The sequence below is a fragment of the Reinekea sp. genome (assembly GCF_982785585.1).
Genome location: NZ_CEYAVF010000010.1, coordinates 73,593 through 84,333, shown reverse-complemented (window position 1 = coordinate 84,333; position 10,741 = coordinate 73,593). Strand labels below are relative to the sequence as shown.

Sequence of the window (10,741 nt, the reverse complement as noted above, 5' to 3'; positions counted from 1 at the left end):
ATCCACAATCAGCATGACCGGTTTATTCGTCGATAAAGCTGCGTAGATGATCGGAACGTGACGGATGCCGTAGCTTGCGCAGTGCCTTGGCTTCAATCTGGCGTATCCGCTCACGAGTAACATCAAACTGCTTGCCCACTTCTTCGAGGGTATGGTCAGTATTCATGTTAATGCCAAAACGCATCCGCAATACCTTAGCTTCACGTGCGGTGAGTCCGGCTAAAACCTCCTTAGTCGCCTCACGCAAGCCTGTAGAGGTTGCCGAATGCATCGGCAGCTCCATGGTATTGTCTTCGATGAAATCGCCCAGCGAGCTGTCTTCGTCGTCACCAATCGGTGTTTCCAACGAAATCGGTTCTTTGGAGATTTTCAGCACCTTGCGAATCTTATCTTCGGGCATGTCCATGCGCTCGGCCAGCTCCTCAGGAGTGGGCTCACGACCCATTTCCTGGAGCATCTGGCGCGAAATACGGTTCAGTTTGTTGATCGTTTCGATCATATGCACCGGAATTCGAATGGTGCGAGCCTGATCGGCGATCGATCGAGTGATCGCCTGACGAATCCACCAAGTTGCGTAGGTTGAAAATTTGTAACCACGACGGTATTCAAACTTATCAACCGCTTTCATCAAACCGATATTGCCTTCCTGGATCAGATCGAGAAATTGCAGACCCCGGTTGGTATATTTTTTCGCGATGGAAATTACCAAACGCAAGTTGGCTTCGACCATCTCTTTCTTAGCTCGACGCGCGCGCGCTTCGCCAATGGAGATCCGCCGGTGAATATCCTTCACCTCGGCTAGGGTGACGCCAGTGGTCTTTTGCATATTGCGCAACTTACGTTGGGCGCGACGCAATTCCACTTCATGACGAAAAGCTTCATCTGAATATTGCGGATCTTCGAGCACATGGTTGAGCCAAAGATCTTCGGTTTCATGTCCGACAAACAATTCGATAAAGGTCTTGCGCGGCATCTTCAGCGTCCGAACGCAGATCGCGATGACACTGCGTTCCTGTTTGCGAATTTCAGTCACTGATGCCTTGATCGGGGTGATCGACTCCTCGAATGCTTTCGGGGTTAGCTTAAAGCAGGAGAAGGTCTCACCCATTGCACTCAGGCAGGCATGAGCTTCTTTGCTGTAACGACCCTTGGCCTCGATCACACCTAGAGCGGTCACAAGTTGTTCTTTGAGCAGAGTAAAGCGCTCGCGAGCAATTTCCGGATCCGGGCCACTTTCGGCCTCTTCTTCGTCTTCTGCCGCGTCACCACTGTTGGCTTCGGCTTCGGGCACCGGGATCGCGTCGGGTGAATCGGCCGCAGGCAGCGGATCGGCCTCGTCGGGATCTTGAAAGCTGGTTAAGAAATCAGACAGGCGACCGCCGTCTTCGACCAACGTATTGTCGTAGCATTTAATAATACTTTCGATAACACCCGGGTAAAAGGCCATGGCCTGCATCACTTCCCGCGTACCTTCTTCGATACGTTTGGCGATAACAATTTCGCCTTCGCGAGTTAGCAGCTCAACGGTACCCATTTCGCGCATGTACATGCGCACTGGGTCGGTGGTGCGACCGGTATCGGTTTCAACCGCCGCCAAGGCCGCGGCGGCTTCTTCGGTCGCGTCGTCATCGGTATTTTGATCGCTGTCGGCAAGCAACAACTGATCGGCATCCGGAGCCTGTTCGAAGACTTCGATGCCGATATCGTTGATCATTGCAATGATGTCTTCCACCTGGTCGGGAGAATTAATTTCTTCCGGCAGATGGTCGTTCACTTCGGCAAAGGTCAAGTAACCCTGTTCTTTGCCTTTTGCGATCAGTTCTTTTAGACGGGACTGACGCTGAGATTTTTCAGCCATAGATAACCTGTAAGCTCTGTAGTGGTTAATAACGCACGCAAATAGCCGGATAGTGTACAGTAACTCAACGACTTAACCAAACGGCCCAGGGCACTTATCTGCCCATTCTGGCATCTATGCGGTCCGCTAAGATGGTGGTGAATTGCTTTTACAGACTCCGGTGGCTCGGCATTTACTGCTTTCTTTGTTTGAGCAGCTCGCGGTATCGCTGCTTTTCGGCATCCGTTAAGGATGGATCAAGCGCTAAGGCGCGTTTTTTAAGTGTTTCATATTCATCATCTGGTGCTCTCTGTGTGAGGCCGTTTATGATTTTTTCAAGTTCTTGGCGGCCAAACGCCTGTTCATCTTTATGATCCTCATTCGCCGCTTCGAGCCACAGATAGTCCGACGTGGCGATCGGTGATAGGGTTTCGCGTAAGCCATGCTGACACAGATAGTCGAAGGCATAATAAAGGTTATCCTTCGGGGCTTTCTGCAGTAATTCGATGACCGATATCAACAATAGCCGGTCATTCTGGGGCGGCAAGCGACGAATGCGTTCAATATCGATATCGAGCGCCAATTGTGGGAAGCGGATTAACCAGGCCAGGGCGCGGTGTATATAGCCGATCTTAACCACCAGAGCCCCGGTTCGGCCGCCCGAACGCGGTGCTGGTGCCGAGCCCATGTCATAGGCGGCGTCAACCGGAATCGGCCAATGATCCGGATTGCTGGACTCCTGTGACTCCGACGCGGGTTCAATCTTGGGCGCTACCGGCTCGAAGTTGGCGATGATTTGCTCGGTAGGAAGGCCAACCAGGCTAGAGAGCTCGCCCAGCAGCAGTTGTCGGAAGATGCCTTCCGGCACCTTCTCGATCCAACCGCGCGCGATACTGACCAAGCGAGCCTTGCCGTCGAGCCGTGATATGTCGGCCTGGGTCTGCAGGTGTTGGAATAGAAAGTCGGGCAGGCTCTGGGCCTGCTTGGCACGGAACATAAAGCCTTCGAAGCCTTCTTTGCGGACTAGGCTGTCGGGGTCTTCGCCATCCGGTAAGAACAAAAACCGCGCTTGCAGGCCGTCCTTCAGTTCGGGCAGGGTATTGGTTAGGGCGCGAATGGCGGCCCGTTTGCCGGCGGCATCGCCATCGAAACAGAAGATGATCTCGGTGGTCAGTTTAAATAGCCGTTGGATATGGGTGGGCGAAGTCGCCGTGCCCAGTGTGGCAACGGCATTCTTAACGCCGTGTTGAGCCAGCGCCACCACGTCCATATAGCCTTCGACAATAATGATATTATCAAAGTTTTTGACCGCCTTGCGGGCTTCATAGAGGCCATAGAGCTCTTGGCCCTTATGGAATACCGGTGTTTCCGGGCTGTTCAGGTACTTGGGTTGTTCATCGGCCGACATAACGCGACCACCAAACGCAATAACCCGGCCGCGGATATCGCGGATCGGGAACATAAGGCGATTCCGAAATCGGTCATAGACCCGACCCTTGTCATTCTGGGTCAACATACCGGTGGTGAGAAGTTCGCGATCGGTTTGCTCATTGCGAAAATGCTGGCTCAGGTTGTTCCAGCCTTCGGGCGCGAAGCCAATCTGAAAGGTGCGCACCACCTCTTCCGTTAGACCGCGATCTAGAACATAGCGTTGCACCGGCTTGGAGTCGGCATGCTGGTAAAGTTGGTGGGCGAAGTATTCCGAGCAGCTGCCTAATAGATCGTGCAGAGACCTGCGTTGTTGTTGCTTTTGCTTGGCCTTGGCGCTCACTTCCTCGCGCGGTACCTCGACGCCGGCCCCGCGCGCCAGCTCCTCGATGGCCTCAACAAAGTTCATCTTGTCGTATTCTTGCAGGAACTTGAGCGCCGTGCCGGACTCACCACAGCCGAAGCAATAGTAAAATTGTTTGCTCGGATTGACCGAAAAGGAGGGGGATTTTTCGCCATGGAACGGACAGCAGGCCCAGTGGTCCTTGCCTTTTTTCTTTAACTCGATTCGATTACCAATAACTTCAAGTATATCTGTGCGGTCGAGCAACTGCTCAATAAAGTCATTGGGGATTAAACCGGCCATTAGCTCTCTCTAAACGAAGGCACATTGCGCTTGCTAAGCGGAATTCAAGACACCGTAATAACTGCGAGGCACCTTGTCAGTGCTTAGCCCAATTGGGCTTTGATCTTTTGGCTGAGTTGGCCCATGTCAGCTCGACCCTGGGTTTGGGGCTTGAGAATGGCCATTACCTTGCCCATGTCGGCCATGGACGCAGCACCTGTTGTTGCTATAGCAGCATCAATAAGGCCGTTAATCTCTACTTCTGTCAACGCCGCGGGGAGAAAAGCTTTAATCACCTCCAGTTCATTGTGTTCGATCGCGGCAAGATCTTCGCGTCCGGCATCTTTAAATTGTGCCATGGAATCGCGTCGTTGTTTGGTCATTTTGTCCAGTACGGCCAAAACTCGCTGGTCATCTACTTCAATACGTTCGTCTACTTCAATGCGTTTGAGCTCGGCCAAGATTAGGCGAATCGCACTCAGGCGAGGCTTATCTTTAGCGCGCATGGCGTCTTTCATAGCTTCGGTCAGACGGTGCTTAAGCTCGAACATTGCAGTAACCCACGTGTTGTTTTTTTAGTAGAGGCGGTTCATGCGCTTGTTTTCACGCTGCATTTTCTTTGCATGGCGCTTAACAGCTGCTGCTTGGGCGCGTTTGCGGATCCAAGTTGGTTTTTCATAATGTTCACGACTACGGACTTCAGACAGAACACCAGCTTTTTCACAAGAACGCTTGAAGCGACGTAGAGCGACATCAAAGGGTTCGTTATCTTTAACTTTAACGTGTGGCATTTACTCTTCCTAACAAAGGGTGGGTGATTCGAAATACCGTCTTTTCAGAGGTTTTTCGAGGCGCGTAATTGTACTTAGCGCAGCCGTCAGTAGCAAGTACTTCGTGTCACTTGGATCTCGGTGAAAGTTTTGCTCTAGCCTCGCGCTGCTATGGCGGGTGGGCCTGATAGGCGTTAAACTTGCCGCCTTTTGGGTAGTCGGGTATTGGCATGCGGGTTTTGGGGATTGAATCCTCCTGTGATGAAACAGGGGTAGCACTGTACGACAGTGAGCGGGGTCTACTGGCGCATCAACTGTATAGTCAGGTCAAGATGCACGCCGAATTTGGGGGCGTGGTCCCTGAATTGGCCTCTAGAGACCATATTCGTACCCTCTTGCCCCTGATTCAGGCGACCTTTGCCGAGGCCGAGTTGCCGCTCGGCCAGGTTGACGGGGTCGCTTTTACCGCCGGTCCGGGCCTGATTGGCGCGCTGATGGTTGGCGCTGCGACCGCTCGGTCGCTGGCCTTTGGCTGGGGTGTACCCGCCCTCGGCGTGCATCATATGGAAGGCCATCTGTTGGCCCCAATGTTGGAAACCAATCCGCCGGCCTATCCCTTTGTTGCCCTGTTGGTCAGTGGCGGCCATACCTTGCTGGTTGATGTTAAGGCGCCCGGTGCCTACAGTATCCTAGGGGAATCCTTGGACGATGCGGCCGGTGAAGCATTCGATAAGACGGCCAAGATGATGGGTCTGCCCTATCCGGGTGGGCCCTTGCTCAGTCAAATAGCCGAACAGGGTCGAACCGGGGTGTTTCGCTTTCCGCGTCCGATGATCGACCGACCCGGTATGGACTTTAGTTTTTCAGGCCTTAAAACCTCAGTTAGGCTGCAAATTGCCAAGCACAGCGTCGATGGCGTTGTTCCCGACGCGACGCGAGCTGATATTGCCTGTGCCTTTCAGGAGGCCGTGGTCGAGACGTTGGCCGTTAAGTGTCGGCGTGCCCTGCAGCACACCGGCTATAGACGGCTGGTGATCGCTGGCGGCGTCAGTGCCAACAAGCAATTGCGTTTGGGCTTGGCGAAGATGGCTGAAAAGGAACGCAGTGAATTGTTTTTCCCTCGGCCGGAATTTTGTACCGATAATGGTGCGATGATCGCCTATGCTGGATGGTTGCGGCTCAGGGCCGGGCAAGGCTCTGACCTCTCGCTAGACATTCGGCCGCGCTGGCCACTTGATACCTTGGAGCCCATATAATGTCTGATAGTGTGTACGTTACCGGATTGCGCTTGGAAACCCTCATCGGCGTCTATGCTTTTGAACGGGTCGAACGCCAGCTGTTGTTCATTGATTTGGAGCTGGATTTTGATTGCCATCGCGCCGGTCAGTCAGATGACCTGCGCCATGCACTCGACTACGACCGACTCTTCAAGACCCTCCGAAGCTGGGCTCTGGCGCAAGATTTTCAGTTGCTCGAAGCCTTTGGGGAAGCCCTATGCGTATTGGTACATGAGCAGTTTGCGATCGCCCGGATACAATTGCAGATCAATAAGCCCGCCGCGGTAACCGAGTGCAGCGCGGTGGGCATTAAAATGGAGCGGCGTTTTTAATGACCACAACCTCGATCCAGCTTGCCCTGAGTTTGGGCAGTAATATTAATCGCTATCGCCGCATCGGCGCTGGTATAGCCGCGCTGCGACAGCATTTCGGTCCGTTGATCTGCTCGCCCGTCTATGAGAGCGCCGCGGTGGGCTTTGACGGCAGTGCCTTTCTTAATCTGATCGTGTTAGTGCAGTCGAGCGCCTCCCTAGCCGACGTTAATCTGATTCTGAAACGGATCGAGGACGACAACGGGCGGGATCGTAGTGGTCCAAAATTCGGTTCTCGAACCCTAGACATCGATGTCGTGACCTATGGTGATTTCGCTGGGCTAATGGAGGGGATCGAATTACCGAGACCTGAATTGTTCAAGAATGCCTTCGTATTACTGCCCTTGGTCGATCTGGTGCCTCAGCAGCAGGTGCCCGGCTTAGAGCAGACCTTTAGTGAGTTATGGCTCAGTCAGGGTGCTCGGGGTCAACAGCTAACCCAGGTGCCCTTCGACTTTGAGCGCTAAGCCGAGTTACTTCAGTCGTGCCATCACCATCGCTCGATTAGGACTTGAGTCGTGCCAGCGCGCGCTCGATCAGCGGGCGAACAGACTCTACGATAATGGGCTGACCTGCTTTGGTCGGATGCAGACCATCGGCCTGCATTAGGTCGGGGTATTGGGCGACATTGTCCAGTATGAACGGCAAATAGAGCAAATCATGGATCTGGGCCAGTTCGGCAAAACTATTGAAGAACGGCTCGGTATAGCGCTTGCCGAAGTTGGGCGGCAATCTAATCCCCAACAATATCACCTCAATGCCCTGGTCCTGTGCGAGGGTGATCATTTTTTGCAAATTGTCGTACATCTGATCGATAGGGTAGCCTCGTAAACCATCGTTGGCACCGAGCTCAACCATGAGAATGTCAGGCTGAAATTTGTCCAGCAGGGCCGGCAGGCGATCCAAGCCGCCCTTTGATGTTTCACCGCTGATGCTGGTATTGATCACCCGATACTCATCGCCCAACGCCTGGCCGACCAAGCTCACCCAGCTTTCTTCGGGCAAGATGCCATAACCAGCCGATAGGCTGTCGCCATGGACCATAAGAGTCGCGGCCTGAGTAAAGGAAACAGAAAGAGCGAGCATTTTGGCCATTAAGCCCCACTTCAGGAGCTTAGTTACCGTTAACAACAATTTTGGAATGAATTTTATCATGACGACCCAGACTAGTTTGATGATACAGACCCGACAGCTTAAACAGGAAGTACCCGGCCGTGAAGAGCCATTGGTTATATTAAAGGGTATAGATATGGAAATTTACGCCGGTGAGACGGTCGCGATAGTGGGCGTGTCGGGCTCAGGCAAATCCACCCTGTTAGGCATGTTGGCTGGCCTGGACACCCCGAGCAGCGGTCATGTCGAGATTGCCGGTCGCGACCTGACGGCCATGGACGAGGAGTCCCGGGCGCTCTTGCGCGGCGAGATGGTTGGCTTCGTATTCCAAAATTTTCAGCTCTTGCCCAGCTTGACGGCGCTGGAAAATGTCATGCTGCCGCTAGAGGTGCGCGGCGATATCAACGCTGAGCCTCAGGCCAACGACTGGTTGGATCGGGTCGGGCTGAGCGATCGTTCCCATCATTACCCCCAGCAACTCAGCGGCGGTGAACAGCAGCGTGTGGCGGTAGCCCGTGCTTTCGCCAGCAATGCCCCGATCCTCTTTGCCGATGAGCCGACGGGCAATCTCGACACGGTTACCGGGGAAAAGGTCGCCGATATGCTATTTGCGCTAAATCAGGAGCAGGGCACCACCTTGGTGCTCGTGACCCATGACGAAAGGTTGGCGGCGCGCTGTCAGCGTCAGTTGCGCATGCATGGCGGTGAGTTGGTCGAGGTACCACAATGACGTCGGCGGCCCCGCGCGGATCTCTGGCCCGTTTGGCAATGAAGTTACTGTGGCGTGATTGGCGTAGTGGTGAGCTGAATATTTTGACCGCGGCGCTATTGGTGGCGGTGACCACGGTGACCGGCATTGGCCTATTCACCGACCGAATCAGCAACTCTATACTGGACGAGGCCGGCTCCTTGCTAGCGGCCGATGCACAGATACGCGGCTCCCAGCCGTTACCGGAAATTTGGCTCGAACAAGCCATTGCGGCCGGATTGGAAACAGCTCAGGTCACCACCTTTCAAGCCATGGTCTTCGGCCCAGGCCGTTCGGCCGAATTGGCCTCGGTCAAGGCCGTCTCGCAAGCTTATCCCTTGAAAGGTGAGCTGGAGGTTAGTACTGAACCTTATGGCTTAATCGAAAAGACCCAGGTCGGACCTCAACCCTCGGAGGCCTGGGTCAATTCGCGTCTGTTGGCCGCACTTGGGATGAAGGTAGGCGATACCATCGGGGTCGGTGATGGGGACTTTACCATTGCCAAGGTCGTGATTGCCGAACCGGATAATGCCGGCGGTGACTTTGGCCTTAACCCGCGCGTGATGATCAATGCCGCCGATATCGGGCAGACGGGCGCGGTGCAACTCGGCAGTCGGGTTGGGTATCGGCTGTTATTGGCCGGTGATGTCGAACCTTATCGGCTCGAGTGGCTCAAGCAAAAAGGCGAGCATCACCGCTGGCGCAGTGTGTCCGATGCCAATGAGCGGATCACCGCAACGTTAGAGCGTGCCGAGAGCTTTTTGCTCCTGGCCGGTTCATTAGGCGTGATCCTGGGTGGCGTCGCATTGGCCTTGGCGTCAAAGCGTTACGCCACACGGCAGCTTAGTCATGTTGCGCTGTTAAAGACGGTCGGCGTTACGCCCAATGGCATCGCATTGCTCTATGCCGGTAGTTTGGTGGTCTTGGGCTTAGTCGCGGTATTGGTCGGTTTGTTTCTCGGCTGGGTGTTGCATTGGGCGTTTCTGGAGTTATTTGCCGGCCTATTGCCACGCGAGTTGGTTGCCGCTACCAGTCAACCCCTGTGGATTGGTTTTATCACCGGTCTAGTCTGTTTGCTTGCCTTCGCCTTTCCGCCTGTTTGGGTGCTGCGACTCACGCCACCGGCACGGGTTTTTAACTCCAATGTCGCTGGTGGCACCATCAATACGGCGCGCACCACCACGATCGGGGTGGTGGCGGTCATTGGACTGGTGTATTTTTACTCCAACAGCCTGCTGATCACCGGTGCCCTGATGGCCGCCGGGGCGGTGGCGATTATCGGGGTCACGCTCTTGGCTGGCCTGATGATTCGCCTAGCCCGAGCCTCGGGATCACGTCTGGGTACGACCTGGCGTCTGGGCCTGGCTAGTCTGCAGCGCAATGGCAGCCAAAACAGTTTCCAGATAATGATCTTCGCCATGGCGTTGATGTTGTTGTTTATTCTTACTCTGTTGCGCACCAGCTTATTGACCGAATGGCAACAGCAGCTCCCCGAGGGCACACCGAATCATTTTGCGTTCAATATATTTGAGCAGGAAAAAACTGGCCTGGAAGCACTGCTCGCCGAACGCAAAATACCGGCCACGCCCTTTTATCCGATGATGCGTGGCCGTCTGGTGAAGGTCGATGGCGAGCCGATTCAAGACCGCTTGGCACGCTTGGAGCCAGAGGGTGATGACTTCCGCCGGGAGTTAAATGTCACCTGGAGTTCAGTCTTGGCCGATGATAACGAGGTGGTCGAGGGTGACTGGTTCGATGCCGCCGACGCCGATCAGCCCTATGTCTCCATTGAGGCCGACTTCGCCAAAGCACTGGCGGTGTCCGTTGGCGACACGGTGGAGTTTTCCTTCGGTGGCCAGAGCGTAGAATCGGTGGTCGACAATATTCGCACCGTGCAATGGGACAGCCTGGCACCGAACTTTTATGTCATCTTTAGTGGTCCGATCTTGTCCGGCAGCGGTGCGGCCTATCTGACTAGCTTCTTCCTGACCCCGGAGCAAAAACCCTTACTGACCGATATATTGGCGGCTTATCCGACCATCTCGCTTATCGAGGTCGATGCGATCCTGAAGCGGATCCAGTCGATTGTTGGCCAGGTCACCTTGGCTATCGAATTCATTCTCGGCCTAGTACTGGTGGCCGGCCTGATTGTACTGATAGCCAGTGTTCAAGCTACCTTGGACAGTCGCCTGCAGGAAAGCGCTATCTTACGTACTCTGGGGGCCCGTGCCCGATTAGTGCGTGGCGCCTTGGCGATTGAATTTTTCACCCTAGGGGGCGTGGCCGGCCTATTGGCCGCGCTGGGCAGCGAAATAGCACTCTATTTTCTGCAGACGGAACTGCTTAATATGGCATTTTCTGTCCATTGGCCTATTTTTATTCTGGGTCCTGTTGTGGGTGCGAGCCTGATTGGCTTGGTCGGCTTGCTGTCGACCCGAAAGGTGGTCCGGGTACCGCCCTTGATGGTGTTGCGCCAGCTTTAGAGCAACAGGGGGCTGGGTCTGCAGGCCCATAGTAAGATCCTATCGTGATCATAGGTACAGTGATGGCGTAAGGTTTGAGGTTTTAGGCT

At 54.4% G+C, this 10,741-nt stretch carries 10 protein-coding genes; 5 read left to right on the top strand and 5 right to left on the bottom strand.

The genetic code is table 11. The features are described from left to right. Positions 1-22: 22 nt before the first annotated feature. The 4 genes from rpoD to rpsU form a co-directional block, all read right to left on the bottom strand. The gene (gene rpoD / locus AC4FIC_RS06185) at positions 23-1,858 is read right to left on the bottom strand and encodes an RNA polymerase sigma factor RpoD (RefSeq protein ID WP_100256397.1); all 1,836 of its coding nucleotides are present in this window, start codon (positions 1,856-1,858) and stop codon (positions 23-25) included. Between the two features lie 172 nt (positions 1,859-2,030). Continuing rightward, on the bottom strand, positions 2,031-3,911 hold the full coding sequence (dnaG, locus tag AC4FIC_RS06180; protein WP_100256398.1) for a DNA primase: 1,881 nt from the start codon (positions 3,909-3,911) through the stop codon (positions 2,031-2,033). An 83-nt stretch (positions 3,912-3,994) separates the two neighbouring features. After that, positions 3,995-4,441, bottom strand: coding sequence for a GatB/YqeY domain-containing protein (locus AC4FIC_RS06175; protein ID WP_100256399.1), 447 nt, complete (start codon positions 4,439-4,441; stop codon positions 3,995-3,997). A 24-nt stretch (positions 4,442-4,465) separates the two neighbouring features. Further along, positions 4,466-4,681 carry a 30S ribosomal protein S21 gene (gene rpsU, locus AC4FIC_RS06170; RefSeq protein WP_100256400.1) on the bottom strand — a complete coding sequence of 72 codons (216 nt, stop codon included), beginning with the start codon at positions 4,679-4,681 and terminating at the stop codon, positions 4,466-4,468. A gap of 209 nt (positions 4,682-4,890) precedes the next feature. Between rpsU and tsaD the strand changes: the two genes are divergently transcribed. The 3 genes from tsaD to folK are packed head-to-tail and all read left to right on the top strand — an operon-like array spanning position 4,891 to position 6,775. Further along, entirely contained in the window at positions 4,891-5,916 is a 1,026-nt protein-coding gene (gene tsaD / locus AC4FIC_RS06165; protein ID WP_273285861.1) for a tRNA (adenosine(37)-N6)-threonylcarbamoyltransferase complex transferase subunit TsaD, read from the top strand. Then, a complete protein-coding gene (locus AC4FIC_RS06160) occupies positions 5,916-6,269 on the top strand; it encodes a dihydroneopterin aldolase (protein ID WP_100256402.1) in 354 nt (117 codons plus the stop codon). Before tsaD ends, AC4FIC_RS06160 begins: the two co-directional genes overlap by 1 nt. After that, the gene (folK, locus tag AC4FIC_RS06155) at positions 6,269-6,775 is read left to right on the top strand and encodes a 2-amino-4-hydroxy-6-hydroxymethyldihydropteridine diphosphokinase (RefSeq protein WP_273285860.1); all 507 of its coding nucleotides are present in this window, start codon (positions 6,269-6,271) and stop codon (positions 6,773-6,775) included. Before AC4FIC_RS06160 ends, folK begins: the two co-directional genes overlap by 1 nt. Positions 6,776-6,812: 37 nt before the next feature. Here folK and AC4FIC_RS06150 read toward each other — a convergent pair whose 3' ends face one another. Further along, positions 6,813-7,403, bottom strand: a complete 591-nt coding sequence (locus AC4FIC_RS06150; RefSeq protein WP_227003757.1) for an arylesterase — start codon at positions 7,401-7,403, stop codon at positions 6,813-6,815. A gap of 58 nt (positions 7,404-7,461) precedes the next feature. Here AC4FIC_RS06150 and AC4FIC_RS06145 point away from each other — a divergent pair, with 58 nt between their 5' ends. Together AC4FIC_RS06145 and AC4FIC_RS06140 are read left to right on the top strand one after the other, a co-directional pair. Next, entirely contained in the window at positions 7,462-8,151 is a 690-nt protein-coding gene (locus AC4FIC_RS06145) for an ABC transporter ATP-binding protein (protein ID WP_227003758.1), read from the top strand. A 38-nt stretch (positions 8,152-8,189) separates the two neighbouring features. Beyond that, a complete protein-coding gene (locus AC4FIC_RS06140; protein WP_273285859.1) occupies positions 8,190-10,652 on the top strand; it encodes an ABC transporter permease in 2,463 nt (820 codons plus the stop codon). Positions 10,653-10,741 lie beyond the last annotated feature (89 nt).